Origin of the sequence: Akkermansia sp., from assembly GCF_020860705.1 — a bacterium.
In the GTDB taxonomy this organism is placed as follows: domain Bacteria; phylum Verrucomicrobiota; class Verrucomicrobiia; order Verrucomicrobiales; family Akkermansiaceae; genus Akkermansia.
Genome location: NZ_JAJBTT010000044.1, coordinates 26,025 through 40,769 on the forward strand (window position 1 = coordinate 26,025; position 14,745 = coordinate 40,769).

The 14,745-nt window shown below is 59.3% G+C and carries 10 protein-coding genes; 8 read left to right on the forward strand and 2 right to left on the reverse strand.

The features are described from left to right. Positions 1-58 precede the first annotated feature (58 nt). The 6 genes from rpoD (at position 59) to LIO64_RS10330 (ending at position 6,307) form a co-directional block, all read left to right on the forward strand. Entirely contained in the window at positions 59-2,143 is a 2,085-nt protein-coding gene (rpoD, locus tag LIO64_RS10305; RefSeq protein ID WP_290549358.1) for an RNA polymerase sigma factor RpoD, read from the forward strand. A gap of 20 nt (positions 2,144-2,163) precedes the next feature. Continuing rightward, entirely contained in the window at positions 2,164-2,913 is a 750-nt protein-coding gene (locus tag LIO64_RS10310) for a M15 family metallopeptidase (RefSeq protein WP_290549359.1), read from the forward strand. 98 nt (positions 2,914-3,011) lie between these two features. After that, a complete protein-coding gene (locus tag LIO64_RS10315) occupies positions 3,012-4,064 on the forward strand; it encodes a TQO small subunit DoxD (protein WP_290549360.1) in 1,053 nt (350 codons plus the stop codon). A 179-nt stretch (positions 4,065-4,243) separates the two neighbouring features. Next, positions 4,244-4,648: a hypothetical protein gene (locus LIO64_RS10320; protein WP_290549361.1), complete on the forward strand. Its 405-nt coding sequence runs from the start codon at positions 4,244-4,246 to the stop codon at positions 4,646-4,648. A gap of 226 nt (positions 4,649-4,874) precedes the next feature. Continuing rightward, positions 4,875-5,288: a hypothetical protein gene (locus LIO64_RS10325; RefSeq protein WP_290549362.1), complete on the forward strand. Its 414-nt coding sequence runs from the start codon at positions 4,875-4,877 to the stop codon at positions 5,286-5,288. 5 nt (positions 5,289-5,293) lie between these two features. Further along, a complete protein-coding gene (locus LIO64_RS10330) occupies positions 5,294-6,307 on the forward strand; it encodes a hypothetical protein (RefSeq protein WP_290549363.1) in 1,014 nt (337 codons plus the stop codon). Positions 6,308-6,439: 132 nt separating this feature from the next. Here the strand turns inward: LIO64_RS10330 and rpiB are convergent, their stop codons facing one another. Beyond that, on the reverse strand, positions 6,440-8,128 hold the full coding sequence (gene rpiB, locus LIO64_RS10335; RefSeq protein WP_290549364.1) for a ribose 5-phosphate isomerase B: 1,689 nt from the start codon (positions 8,126-8,128) through the stop codon (positions 6,440-6,442). 175 nt (positions 8,129-8,303) lie between these two features. Next, positions 8,304-10,517, reverse strand: coding sequence for a carboxy terminal-processing peptidase (locus tag LIO64_RS10340; protein WP_290549365.1), 2,214 nt, complete (start codon positions 10,515-10,517; stop codon positions 8,304-8,306). A 599-nt stretch (positions 10,518-11,116) separates the two neighbouring features. Between LIO64_RS10340 and LIO64_RS10345 the strand changes: the two genes are divergently transcribed. Next, on the forward strand, positions 11,117-12,082 hold the full coding sequence (locus LIO64_RS10345) for a phosphatidate cytidylyltransferase (protein WP_290549366.1): 966 nt from the start codon (positions 11,117-11,119) through the stop codon (positions 12,080-12,082). 39 nt (positions 12,083-12,121) lie between these two features. Continuing rightward, positions 12,122-14,707: an ATP-dependent helicase HrpB gene (hrpB, locus tag LIO64_RS10350; protein WP_290549367.1), complete on the forward strand. Its 2,586-nt coding sequence runs from the start codon at positions 12,122-12,124 to the stop codon at positions 14,705-14,707. Positions 14,708-14,745: the final 38 nt, after the last annotated feature.

The window sequence follows — 14,745 nt, forward strand, 5'->3', positions numbered from 1 at the left end:
GCCTCGATACCTCCGGGTATTGATATAATGGTGAATTGCGCCCTGTTCTTTTCAAGATATGTCCAAATCCGGTGACCCATCCTCCTCTTCTCCCAAGAAGACTCCCTCCAGCAAGAAAGCTTCTGAATCCAAGGAAAAAGTAGCGGCCAAACCTGCTGCAAAAAATTCCAAAACCGCTTCCGCCCCCAAGGCGGCTCCTGCCAAGAAAGCCCCCGCCAAGGCTGCCGCTCCGGCGGCCAAAAAACCTGCGCCCGCCAAACCCGCTGCGGAAAAGAAGGCCCCGGTGAAAAAGGCATCTCCGGCTCCCGCCCCCAAAAAGGCGGCGGCCCCGTCCAAGAAGTCTGCCGCTGCTCCCAAAAAAGCTCCCGCGCCCGCCGCGGACAAAAAGGCCCCTGCCAGGCCGGTGGAGAAAAAGCCCGCCGAGAAGAAGGCCGCGAAATCTTCCTCCAAGGGGGAAACTCCCAAGAAGTTGAGTGAAATTCTGGAAGAGGAACGCAAAAAGGCCGCCAGCCGTAAAATCACGAATCCGATTGACGCCCCGGAAATCCAGGAGAAAATCCGTGAACTGATCAAGCTGGCCAAGGAGCAGGGCTACCTGACCTTTGACGACATTAATGACTCCCTTCCCAACGACATCGTTGACCAGCAGGATTACGAGGCCATCATGGACCGACTGCGCAGCATGGCGTTTGACATCATTGACGCGTCCGACGTGGACAGCTACACGGACCGCACCCGCATCAACACGGAGGAAGAGGACGAAGAGGAAAAGCTGGAAGCCAAGATGGACATTCTGGACGATCCCGTCCGCATGTACCTCAAGCAGATGGGCCAGGTGTCCCTCCTTACCCGTGAAGAGGAAGTAGCCATTTCCAAGAGGATTGAGGATGCGGAACAGAACGTCCAGCGCTGCGTGCACCGGTTCGGCTTCATTGCGAATGCCTATCTGGACGTGGCCTACCGCCTGCTTGACAACGAGGAACGTTTTGACCGCGTCATTCTTGACAAGAAGATCGACTCCCGCGAACGCTACATGAAGGGGCTGGCCCAGCTTTGCGCCCAGATCCAGCAGACCCATCAGGACGCCTCCGCCGCCTTCCGCAAGCTGTACCGCAGCAAGGAGGTTGCCAAATCCGTGAAAGCCCGCCAGGCCGAATTCGACAAGATTACCGGCGTCCTGGTGAAGCTCTTCGGCCGCCTGTATTTCAAGCACAAGGTGATTGAGGATTTCTGCTCCATGATTGACGAAGCCCGCGACCGCGTGCTCCGCATGCAGAAAAAGATTGCCCAGAACCCGGAAAACAAGGAGCTCAAGGAACACCTTGCGGAACTGGAACTGCGCATGTGGATGACCGCGGATGAAATGGGAGAGGCCTACCAGGAACTCCGGAAGTGGCTCCGCGAAGCCCGCAGGGCCAAGGATGAAATGGTGGAAGCCAACCTTCGACTGGTCATCTCCATTGCGAAGAAATACACCAACCGCGGCCTTTCCTTCCTGGACCTGATTCAGGAGGGCAACATGGGCCTGATGAAGGCGGTGGAAAAATTCGAATACCGCCGCGGCTACAAGTTCTCTACGTACGCCACCTGGTGGATCCGCCAGGCCATTACCCGTTCCATTGCGGACCAGGCCCGCACCATCCGCATTCCCGTGCACATGATTGAAACCATCAATAAATTGATGCGCGTTCAGAAGCAGCTGGTGCAGGAATACGGCCGCGAACCCACGCCGGAAGAAATCGCGGAGGAAATCCACCTGCCCGTGGAACGCGTGCGTTCCGTGCTGAAGATGGCCCAGCAGCCCATTTCCCTGCAGGCTCCCGTGGGGGATTCCGATGATACCTCCTTCGGTGACTTCATTGAAGACAAGGCGGCGGAAAATCCCATGGAAGAAGCCTCCTTCTCCTTCCTGAAAGAAAAAATCAAGGACGTGCTGGACACCCTCACGGACCGTGAGCGCGAGGTCATTGAACAGCGCTTCGGCCTCCGGGACGGCAGCCCCCGCACCCTGGAGGAAGTGGGCCGCCAGTTCAGCGTCACCCGCGAACGCATCCGCCAGATTGAGGCCAAGGCCCTCCGGAAGCTGCGCCACCCCACGCGCATCAGCAAGATCAAGGGATTCCTGGAAATGACGGAATCCTGACCGGATTTGCGCCGCATGCCATGCTACGCTCCATGGTCATGAAGACCTGCGTGGCCGCGGCATGCGGCATTCTTGTTTTACTGGCTTCCTGTTCCGGCAGCGGCGAATTCAAGCCGTCGTTCAACCAGCCTCTCCAGCCCGTGATGCAGCCGGGCTTTGTCTATGTGGACCAGGTGGCCCCGCTGGTGAAGACCAATCTGAAGTATGCCGGGTATGACAACTTTGTGGGGCGGCCGCTGGACGGCTACCATGGCAAAAGGGCCATCCTGCGCACTCCGGCGGCGAACGCCCTGAAAAAAGTTTCCGAAGACCTGTACAGGCAGGGCTACCTGCTGGAGATTTATGACGCCTACCGTCCGCACACCGCCGTGCTGGACATCTGCCAATGGGGCGCTGATGCCGCCGACCAGAAGATGAAGGCCCGGTATTATCCGAACATTGACAAGGCCAAGGTCTTTGGAGACCACTATGTGCGCGATTTTTCGGAACATTCCCGCGGCGTGGCCGTGGACGTCTCCCTGCTGCATGCCAACACCGGAAAGCCCGTGGACATGGGCGGCCACCATGACCTGCTGGACCCCAGCTCCGCCACGGACTCCACGCTGGTGACCCCCGCCCAGCACCGGAACCGGATGATTCTGAAGAAGGCTTTTGAAAAACAGGGGTTTGCCAACTACTCTCCGGAATGGTGGCATTACCGCCTGCTGAATGAACCGGCCCCCACCCTGCATTATTATTTCCCGGTATGGGACGGCATGGCTGCGCGGTAGCGCATCGGATGACAAGGACGGGTTAAAGCCGGGTATTTTATCCTTTGATTTTTTGCATCGCGCGAATAGGATAGCGGAACCTTAAAGAATTGGACCAGATGAAAGAGGAACCTTCCCATCATTCCGTGTTGCAGCCGGACGCCTTCCGTTGGGCGGCTGTGATAGCGCTCCCCCTCCGCCTGGTAGTGGGCTGGACGTATTTCTCCGCCTTCTGGCGCCGCCTGGTGCTGGAAAACAAGCTGATTCCGGATGATCCGGGGTACATCGGCGTCAAATTCAACCATTTCCTGCCCAATGCGCTGGGAATCAAGCCGGCCATTGAGTATCTGGTGACGCACCCGTCCGAACTCTGGTGGTTCATGGTGGTCTTTACCGTCATTGAATGCCTGGTCGGGTTGATGCTCATGCTGGGGCTGCTGACGCGCCTGGTGAGCGTGGGCGTTTTTTTCCTGGCGCTGGGGATTCTGCTGGGTTCCGGCTGGCTGGGCACCACCTGCCTGGATGAATGGCAGATAGGTATTCTGGGCATGTGCGCGGGGCTTCTTCTTTTCCTGACGGGGGGAGGCTCCTGCTCCCTGGACAGCAAGCTGGTGCGGCTTTCCTGCTGTGAGCGCCGTTCCTCCCTGTTTGCCTGGGTGGCGTCCGGTCCGCTGCCGCTGGGCTACCGGAAGATGGCCCGGATTTCCATCTGGGGAGCCGTATTCATGATGCTGGTCACGCTGGGGACCAACCAGTTCTTTCATGGCGGCGTCTGGGGGCCGCTTCACAACAAATCCGTGAACCCCCTGCTGGAAGTCAGCGGGGCTTCCCTGTCCGGGCAGGAACTGCGCTTCAACGTATTCCGCACGGAAGGCGTGGATACCTACGGCTCTTTTCTCGTCCGCATCCGGCTGACGGACGGCCAGGGAAACACCCTGTGGAAGATGGAAGCGGACGAGCTTTCCTCCCTCCCTCCATCCGCCATTGAGAACGATTATCTGGCGCGGATCAAGCCGGGAGCCTTCGGGCTGGTCGTTCCGCTGGGGGCCAAAGCCGGCGTGACGCTTCCTGCGGCTCTGCCCGTGATTCCGGAAGGCCCGGTTTCCGTGGTGCTGACGGATGTAAGCGGCAAGGAATGGTCCGCCCCGGTTCGGAAAGACGGGGGTGTATGACCAAGGCCCGGAAGGGAGGGGCAGGACGGGGGAAGGGATCGGTTTTCCGGCAGGAGGACTTCCTCCTGCCGCCTACTCTCTTCCGCAACAATTTTCTTTGCCGTAATTTTTTCTTTTTTCAGGCTTATACGTCAATTTCCATCTTGACGAGGCTGCCGGGAAGGGTAAAAGGAGGATTAATGAAAACTACCCTTTGTATTCTCTGTCTTGCCTTCCTTTCTTCCATCTCTCCGGCGCAGGAAACGCTGAAATCCCTTCTCAAGGAAAGGGAGCAGCTTTTAACCAGCATGGCTGAACTGGCGCAGCAACAGTACAAATCCGGTATTGTTCCCTGGGAGGAAGCGACTCAAGCCAAGTTGAAACTGCTGGAATTCCGCCGTGATAACGCTGAATCCCTGAAAGAAGGCGTTGCCGTTCAGAAGGAACTGGTCAAGTTTCTGGAGCAGGCCTCCCGGGATGCGGAAAAGGCTCTCGCTTCCAGTGTGGGCGATCAAATGATGGTTCTCAAGGCTCGTGAAGCGTGGATTGCGGCCAAATATACCTTGCTCTCCATGGAAAGTCGTTTGGCCGGGGAAGGGAAATAGCCGGAGGCTGCGGTCGCACGGGTGACCGTGCAAACGGCATTTGTTCATGCCGGGTTTCTCCATGCCGCTGAAAGGCGCGCATGGCTGTTGTGCATGATGGTTCCCCCTGTTGGGAAAGCCCCTGTTTTCTTTCTGATGGCATGGGGCCAGGGTATTCATGCAGCGTTTGCCGTTGGACGCATCTCTTCCGGATGCGGCGGCAGACCGCAACCCATGTTGAAACATCATGTCCGACGAGAAAAACAATGATTCATCCTTCCGTTTTCCGGAATCGGATGAACAGCGGTTCCTGGATAAAATGGAACGGCTGGAAGGCAAGCTGGATGATCTGGAGCAGCAAGTGCTCCAGGCTCTGGCTGAAGTGGAAATCCCGAACACCTGGCTGAAGGAATGGGAAAAATTCACGGACTCCGTGTCCGAACCTGACGAACGGAAAATCCGGGAGTGGGTGGAAACCCAGCTGCGCAAATTGAAGGGGTTTGAAGTTCTGGACCGGCTGGAACAGGACCAGATCGCATCCCTGTATCAGGACGCCCTCCTGTTTTCACGGGAGATCTTGTCCAGAAAAGAGAAACTCAGCGGCGTGCTCACGGAGGAAGAACGTGATGTGCTGAACTATATTCAAAATTCAGTCCGATAAATACCATGACTCCATTACTTCATCTCAGACACCTGTTTGACTTTATTGCTACCAGGTATTTTTCCCACCGGGACGGGGGACGCAGACTGGATGCCTTTCTTGTTCAGGAAGGCCATGCGGCGCTTCCTCATTATAATTATATCATGGAAAGGCTTTTGGGGCTGCCCCTGACCCTGCATTCCGCTTTAGTTCAAATATTGGCCGGCATTGTGACGGCCAGGATAAGTTGCCACATTCATTACAGGAACAATACGCATTATCCTGCCTCCATTCCCACTTGGATCACTTTTTCCCGGTATGCCTACCTTAATCCGGGAGGCGGAGGGTATCTGATGGGAATGGCGCCGCATCCTGACGCGGCCCTTCTGCCAGGGGTTCCATTGGCCTCCCTGAATCCTGCTTTCTCTCCTTTTGGCGGAGCAACCGGTTACGATCCCGCCAGCGGACATGTTCATGTGCGCCATGGGTTTAATGCCTACATCAAGCAGGAGGTTGACGAGAACGGTGATTGCAACGTGTATGTGGCGTTTCGCGGAACGGATATGGGGCATGGGAATGTTTTTGTTCCCAATGTACTGACGGATTTTTTCCAGTTGTATTCCTGTGACATTTGCTACATCCGGGCGGCGGGATTGATTCGCCATTTGTTGAATCATGTTCCGGGAATAGTATCCGTGCGGGCTACCGGGCATTCCCTGGGCGGCGGCATGGCCCAATTCGGAGTGGCGGCCAATGTGCCGTTTCCTCTCCCGGTCAGCGGCGTTGCGGTCAATGCCGCGGGATTGTCCAACGCTTCCCTGCAGGCGCTGGGTACAGCCCATTTGACCGCCGCTGCCGGCGTATTGGACCATATAACCACTTATTGTGATCCGGTCAGCACGTATGGCGGAGGATTGGTGGGAGGCCGGTACCGCATTCCCAGGCAGAATGCGCCTCTTTCCAACGGCCATGGCATTGCCGATGCAGCCGCCTGTTATATGGCGGCAGGGGGAGGAATCATTCCGGCAGATCCCCGCTAGGGGGCCGGAGGAAGTGGGATGCCGGAAGGAATGCCTTGAAGTGCTTCCCGGCAGTTCTCATGCTTCCCATCAAGAGCGCAAGCCGTCCCATTGCTGGCAATGGGACGGCTTGAACGTGAAAAGGCAATTTGATTAGTGAGGAAGGCGGAAGTTGCGGTTGAAGGCGGAGACTTCCTCCTTGAGCTGGGCAAAACCGTCCGGGTTCGGGCAGACCTGGTCGCCCACGTACAGGGCCAGGGCGCGGGCGATGAATTCAGCCACCTGCTCTACGTCTTTTTCCTTCATGCCGCGGGTGGTCACGGCGGGCGTGCCGATGCGGATGCCGGAGGGCTTCATGGGGGAACCGGTGTCAAACGGGATGGCATTTTTGTTTACGGTGATGCCCACGCGGTCCAGGGCTTCCTGGGCGTCCGCGCCGTTGATTCCCTTGTTGCGGAGGTCCACCATGAACACGTGGTTGTCCGTGCCGTTGGAGACGACCCGGAAGCCGAGTTCCGTCATTTTGGCCGCCATGGCCTTGGCGTTTTTCACCACCTGGGCGGCATAGTCCTTGAATTCGGGCTTCAGCGCTTCTCCAAAGCAGGCCGCCTTGGCGGCGATCACGTGCATGAGGGGGCCTCCCTGCATGCCGGGGAATACGGCCGCATCCAGCTTCTTGGCATATTCCTCCTTGCAGATGACGAAACCGCCGCGCGGGCCGCGCAGGGACTTGTGCGTGGTGGAGGAGACGAAGTCCGCATAGGGAACCGGGTTCGGGTGCTGTCCCCCGGCCACGAGGCCGGCAATGTGGGCCATGTCCACGAACAGGTAGGCGCCGCAGGCCTTGGCGATCTGGCCCATGCGTTCAAAGTCGATCGTGCGGGAGTAGGCGCTGGCGCCGGCCGTGATCATTTGGGGCTTCACTTCCAGGGCCAGTTTTTCCAGGGCGTCATAGTCAATGGCTTCCGTTTCCTGGGATACGCCGTAGTGAACGACGTTGTACAGCTTGCCGGAGAAGTTTGCGCGGTGGCCGTGGGTAAGGTGGCCGCCGTGGGAAAGGTCCATCGTCAGGATGGTATCCCCGGGCTTCAGCACGGAAAAATAAACGGCCATGTTGGCCTGGGAACCGGAGTGGGGCTGCACGTTGGCATGGTCGCCGCCAAAGAGGTTCAGCACGCGGTCAATGGCAAGCTGTTCCACCTTGTCCACCACCTCGCAGCCGCCGTACCAGCGCTTGCCGGGGTAGCCTTCCGCATATTTGTTGGTCAGCAGGGAGCCCTGGGCTTCCCGGACGGAGGGGGAGGCGAAGTTTTCAGAGGCGATCAGTTCAATGTTGTTGCTCTGCCGGCGGCCTTCCTCTTCAATGAAGGAGGCCAGTTCCGGATCGCTCCATTGCAGGGGGCTTCCGGAGGATTTGACGACGCGGCGTTCATGGCGGCCGCCTTCAAAGTCTGCGTGCAGCCAAGCGTCCAGAACGTCTTCCACGCTTTCATTGTCCACGTAGGCGGAGGCCAGGCAGAGCAGGTTGGAATTATTGTGCTGGCGGGAAAGAGCCGCGGCGGGAGCCGTGCGGCAGAGGGCGGCGCGCACGCCCACCCAGCGGTTGGCGGCAATGCTCATGCCGATGCCGGACCGGCAGATCAGGATGCCGCGGTCATTGGTGCCGTCAGCAATGCTGCTTGCAACCGCATTGGCGTAGTCGGAATAATCGCAGGAATTCTTGGTCATGGTACCCATGTCGGTCACTTCATGGCCCCATGCCTTGAGGAGTTCTATGACGGTTTCCTTGAGGTCGACTCCGGCGTGGTCCGCGCCGATGGCAATTTTATATGTCGTATTCATGATGTTGCTCATTGCTGACGGGCAAGGATACTGCCTTATTTCCCTGCGGCTGGCAAGTCCCGGATTCATGCCGGAGCGTTCCGGGAGGCGCTGCGCCCCGTTTTCCGCCGGGAAAAAAAGCGCCCCGGTTCCTGAAGGAGACCGGGGCGCATGGTGGAGAATGGGAAAGGAGCCTTTATCTTCCGGAGGATTCCAGCTTCAGCATATCCTGGACAATGTTGATTCCTTCCCGGAGTTCGGGATCCAGGCCGGAGGGATATTCCGGGGAATCATCCAGTTCCGCCGTGGGATCTTCCGCCAGGTGCATGAATTGTTCATTATCCTTGTCCGGGTCCGCCAGGGGGAGTTCCTTGGCGTTGACGTCGTCCAGCGTCAGGCGGTAAATCTTATACTTGGTGGAGTCTTCCTTGGCCATTTCCGCGAAGCGGCCCTTGCGTTCCTTGTTGATGGATTTGCGGCGTTCTTCCAGGGTGGAGTTTTCCTGTTCACGGGCCTTCTTGTTCAGGGAGAGCTTGTTTTCCTTGATGCGCTGCTTCATCATGGCGATGTCTTCCTTGGCCAGCTGAAGGTCGCGGTCTTTTTCCACGCGTTTGGCGCTGGCTTCCTTCAATGCGGGCAGCATGGCCGCGATGGAAGAGTCCTTCTTGTAATTGGTGCAGGGAGAGATCTGGTCATAGGGCATCGCGTAGTCCAGGATTTCTTCCCCCAGTTCAAACGCGGCCGTAGCCGTGGGCAGTTGGATGTCGCTCTCCACCCCTTTCAGCTGGGTGGAGCCGCCCGCCACGCGGTAGAACTTCTGGGTAGTGACTTTCAGCAGGCCGGCGCGGTCACGGGCCGCAAAGAAGGGCAGGTACTGGCCGATGTCCACCGGCTGTTGCACGGAACCCTTCCCGAAGGTGGAGCTGTCGCCCACAATCACGGCGCGGCCATAGTCCTGGAGGGCCGCGGCCAGAATTTCAGAGGCGGAGGCGCTGAGCTTGTTGATGAGCACTACAATGGGTCCGTTGAAGAGCTTCTGGCGGTTGTGGGCGGATTTGATGTCCACGTTGCCGCGGGTGTCCTTAATCTGCACCACGGGGCCGTTTCCGGTAAAGAAGCCCGTCATCAGGCGCACTTCCTCCAGGGAGCCGCCGCCGTTGTTGCGGAGGTCAATGACCAGGCCGTCCACCTTTTCCCTGTTCATCCGTTCCAGGATTCTTTTAACGTCCTTGGCGCAGCGGCGGTCGCCGCCTTCCATGTCCGCATAGAAGGAGGGAAGGCTCAGGATGCCGATGCGGTTCTGCCCTTCCGGCGCTCCGGTGAGCTCAATGATTTCTCCTTTGGCCAGCTCATCCTTCAACGGCACCTTGGACCGGGTCAGCGTGACGATCTTGGCCTGTCCGGGCGCGTCCGCCGGTTCCACCTTCAGGCGCATCTGGGTATTTTCAGCTCCGCGGATCATGTCCACCACCTTGTCCAGCTTCAGGAACAGGATGTCCACCATTTCTCCGGAGTTATTGGAGTCAATGGCTACGATGCGGTCGTTCAGCTTGAGCTCTCCGGATTTGTCCGCCGGACCGCCCACGACGATGCCGGTGATCTTGGTGGAGCCGTCGTCCTCACTGCCCAGCAAAGCGCCGATGCCGGTGAGTTCCGTGCCCATGGAAATCTTGAACCGGTCCACCTGGCGGGCGCCCATGTAGTCCGTATGGGGGTCATAGGTCAGGGCTACGGCGCTGAGCAGGGTTTCCGCCACGTCTTCAAGGTCCGTTTCCTGAATGTTGCGCTGGATGCGTTCATAGCGCATGAGCAGTTTTTCCTCCGCAGGCTTTTCATTAGCCAGGGGATCGGGCTTGTTCTGTTCCTTCGCCAGGCGCGCCACGGTTTCACGGCGCAGGATTTCAGACAGGAGCTGTTCCTCCACCATGTCTTTCCAGACCTGCTGCATTTCCTCCTCATCCTTAGGCCATGTGGCGGTTTTGCGGCGGGAGCGTTCAATGGACCTGTCCTTGTCAAAAGTAAAGCCGCCCTTCTTCAGCAGGTCCCGGGCATAGGCGATGCGCTGCATGGCGCGCTGGCGGTACAGGGCGTGCATGGCCTGGGCCGCGTCCATCATCTGGCCGGACATCAGGTAGTCGTCCAGTTCCTTGCCGTATTTCTTCTTGAGGGCGTCCACATCCTGCTGGGTGAAGAAAATCTTGTTGGGATCCACCTTGCGCAGGTAAGTTTCCAGGAATTTACCGGACAGTTCGTCACTGAATTCCTTGCGGGAGAAGTGGAAGTTCTGGAGCAGGAGGGACATTTGCTTGCCCACCTGGTTGAAATCCGTAGCCGCAGAGGCGCAGGAAGTGATGGCGGCTGCGGCCAGGGCCGAGAGTGCTGTAAGTCGAATCCAACGGAATGAGTGCATGTTCATAACGGAAAATGGTGCAGTTTTCTCCCCGGGCGGAGAAAAGCCGGTGCTGGGATGTGAGTGTTACTGATTTGCATGTGATTGTCTATCTTATAAAATGTCCACATGACGCTATTTTTCCCTTGCCCATGGCCTCGGGCAAAGAGCGCCGGGAACCAGGGCGGAAAGCCGGGGCATGCGGATGGGAGTGGTGCGGATAACGCAGTACCGGGAAGCTGCTGCCGTTCTTTTCCGTCAGCGTTTTCCGGAAAAATAAACGTTTTCTTCAGGATGTTTACGGCCCTCATGAGGGCATTCCTCTGATCGCTGGTAATTCACCCTATCAACTATAAGAAGAATGTGAATCACGGATCTTGGTTAGAGGAATGGAAGAAGGCACGATGAAAATAGACCAGGATGGTTTTTTCTCCTGTCAATGGTTTCATGTGGCGTTTGTCCCGGAATCTGGGGAAGGGGCGGTGCAAGGGAAATATTCATGCGTTTCTTGATGATGGCGGCGTTGGCCCGGGGCGCAATTTGAGGCATTCCCAGCCACGGTGATGCAGAATCATCAATTCGGGATTGAGGTCATGGAGGTTTTTTGTACACTTCGCGTGATGATGAGAGCACCGAACCAGGACAGGAACTCTTCCGGAAGCAAGGTGGGCATCCTGCTGCAGCGTTCGTTCAGCACGGTGGTGCTGCTGGGTTTGCTGGCCGCCGCCCTGTGGTGGAACAGTGAAGCGGGGTATTACGGCCTGGTTTGCGTTTTTTGTATTCTGTCCGCCTGGGAATGGCGGCACATGCTGCGGCGCTCCAGAAAGGCCTCCCAGCCGAATTTGAGCTTTTTGTTCGGCGCGGCGTATCCGGTGGTGCTGTCCCTGGCGTGCTGCATGACCAAGTTCCGGGAAACCGCTCCCACGCAGGAAACGCCGTTCCTGATTCCTTTCCCCCTTCTGCTGGCCCTTGCCGCTCCCGTTCTTCTGGTGATCGTGTCCTTCATCCGGGAGATGAAGAATCCGGTGGTGGGGAGCCGTGCCCTCCGTTCCGTGGGGACCACGCTGCTCTCCTTTATTTACCCCGGCTGGCTGTTCGCTTTTTCCATCCTGGCCCTGCATCTGGCTTATATGAAGGAGGGTTCTGTTCATCCGGCCGTCGTCATGTGCGTGCTGTGGGTCATTCTGGTGACGAAGATGGCTGACATTTTTGCCTATGTCAGCGGGTTCCTGCTGGGAGGGCGCCTTTTTTCCCGCAAGCTCATTCCCCACATCAGCCCCAAGAAAACGTGGGAAGGAATCCTCGGGTCCTGGGTATTGACGAATGCGGCGGCCATCGGACTGATTTTCCCGATGTTCGGCGTGTCCGTCCTGTCCATGCCCCAGATACTGGTGCTGGTGGGCTGCATCTCCTTCATTTTCCTACTGTCCGTTTACGGGGACCTGGCGGGTTCCCTGGTCAAGCGCAGCCTGGATGTCAAGGATTCCGGCGCCCTGCTGCCGGGAATAGGCGGCATTTTTGATCTGATTGACAGCCCTTCCTTTACGGTGCCGTTCTTATGGTTTCTCCTGGCCTTCATCGGCTGAACCTTCCGGGCGTGAATGGATTCCCCCTGTAAGACCGGTATGGTTTCCCCCTCCCTGCCCATTGAGGAAATCCGCGGAGCATTGCTGGATGCGCTCCAGGGCGTTTCTCCGCGCATTCTGCTGAAAGCTCCTACGGGTTCCGGCAAATCCACCGGCGTTCCTCCCATGATGGATGACGCCGGGCTGGGGGAGCGCGGTCTCATCGTCGTCGTTCAGCCCCGCCGGATGGCCGCGCGCCTGCTGGCGCGCCATGTGGCCCGTTTGCGCGGAGCGGAGCTGGGGAAGGAAGTAGGGTATGTGGTGCGCTTTGAACGGCACATTTCCTCCCGCACCCGCATTGCCTATGTGACGGACGGCGTGCTGGAGCGCTGGCTGACGGAACGGCCCGCCCTGGACGGGGTGAGCGCCGTGGTGTTTGATGAATTCCATGAACGGAGCCTCTCCGGGGATTTGTCCCTGGGGCGCGTGCTGGATTTGCAGGAAGGGCCTCGCCGGGATTTGGCTGTCGTGGTGATGTCCGCCACGCTGGAAATATCCGGCCTGCGGGAATACATGGGGGACTGCTGCCGGGTGCTGGAGGCGCACGGAAGGCAATATCCCGTGGAAACCGTTTACCGGGCTCCCCGGCTGGTCAGCGACGGCCGCGGCAGGGTGGCCCCCCCTCCCGTGTGGGAGCAGGCGGCGGACGTGGTGCGGGAGGCGGTGAAGGAAGAAGACTGCGGGGACGTGCTGGTTTTCATGCCGGGCGTGTATGAAATCCGGAAAACGGCAGAATTGCTGGCGGGCAGGCCGTGGATGAAGGGCAGGGACGTTTTCCCCCTTTACGGGGCCCTGAGCGCGGAACAGCAGAACAGCGCCGTGGAGCAGGGGGAGGTTCCCCGCGTGATCGTCTCCACCAATGTGGCGGAAACCTCCCTGACGATTGAGGGCGTGCGCACCGTGGTTGATTCCGGATTGGTGCGCCGGTCCGGCTGGGATCCGTACCGGGGCATGGATACGCTGCACTTGGCGAAGATTTCCAAGGCTTCCGCCGCCCAGCGCGCGGGCCGTGCCGGGCGCGTGGCTCCGGGCCGCTGCTTCCGGCTGTGGAGCGAGGCGGAACAGGCCCGGAAAGCGGATTTTGACCCGCCCGAATGTTTCCGGGTGGACCTGGCCGGGGCCGTGTTGAACCTGGCCGCATGGGGCGTCACCGCGCCGGAGGAATTCCGCTGGCTGGATACGCCGGATGCCCTGGTGATGCAGCGGGCCGTGCACCTGCTGTCCGCCCTGGGCGCTACGAATGAGGACGGAAGCCTGACGGAGGTGGGAAGAAGGATGACGGCTTTTCCCCTGCCGCCCCGGCTGGCGCGCCTGATCGTGGCCGGGCAGGATGAACAATGTGTGGTGGAGCTGGCCGCCATTGCGGCCCTGATGCAGGGGGAGGGCGTGGCGATGAAGGGCGGATTGAACGATGACTTGCGGGATTCCTCCGATTATACGGATTTCCAGGCGGAGTGGCGCGCGGTGGAAAAGGCTGTGGACGCTGGGTTTGATGCCGGGACGTGCACCCGCTGGGGCGTTTCCGCCCGCGGGGCGCGGGAGGTGTGGATGGCGTACCGTCAGCTTTTGTCCATCGGCAGCCGTGGAAAGTTCCGGGACGTGCCGGAGCCTGATTTTACGGCGGCGCGGCCTGCCGTGGTCCGGGCGATGATTGAGAGCTTTGCGGACCATGTGGGCGTCCGGAACGGCGTGGCCGTCAATACGTGCCGCATGGGCGGCGGCGTGGGCGGCAGGCTGGCGGAGGGCAGCGTGGTTTTCCACGGAGAGCATTTTGTGGCTGCGGAAGTGGCGGAACTGTCCGGAAAAGCGGTGGAAACCCGCGTGGGCCGCTGCACGCTCATGGAGCCGGAGGAGCTGCGCGCCGTCTGGCCGGAACGTTTTTCCGGAGGAGAGGAGGCCGTTTTTGACGCCGTGCTGCGCCGCGTGCGGTTGCGCCGGAGGCTGATGTACGGAGACCTGGTGCTGGAAGACCGGGACCGCGGGGACGCCCCTCCGGAACTGGCCGCGCCCATTCTGGCGGAGAAGGTGGTGGACGGAACCCTGAAGCTGGTGAAATGGGATGATGCCGTGGAGCAGTGGATACGCCGCTTGAACGGCCTGAGCGTCTGGATGCCGGAACTGGAGCTGCCCCGCTTTTCCGGGGAAGACAAGCTGGTGGCCGTCTCCCTGGTCTGTGAAGGGGCCGTGGGCTATAAGGACATCAAGGAACGGGAGATTCTTCCCGTGCTCCGGGACTGGCTTTCCGGCTGGCAGGCGAAGGCGCTGGACGACTACGCTCCGGTAAGCATCACGCTGCTCAACGGACAGCACGCCAAAGTCAGGTACGGGGAGGATTCCACGCCGGTGATCGCTCTGACGGTGCAGAGGCTGTTCGGCGTGGCGGAATCCCCGCGCATTGCCGGCGGGGCCGCGACCGTGAAGGTGGAAGTGCTGGCCCCCAGCCAGAGGCCGTGGCAGGTGACGGCCTCTCTGGAAAGCTTCTGGCGGAACGGCTACGGGCAGATGAAAAAAGAGCTGGCGGGGCGTTATCCCCGGCACCGCTGGCCCGATCCTGCGGAGCTGGATTTCCTCCCCCGTTCCCGTTGAGGAGGCGAAAGGATTTTTCTGTAACAAAACAGTAGCAA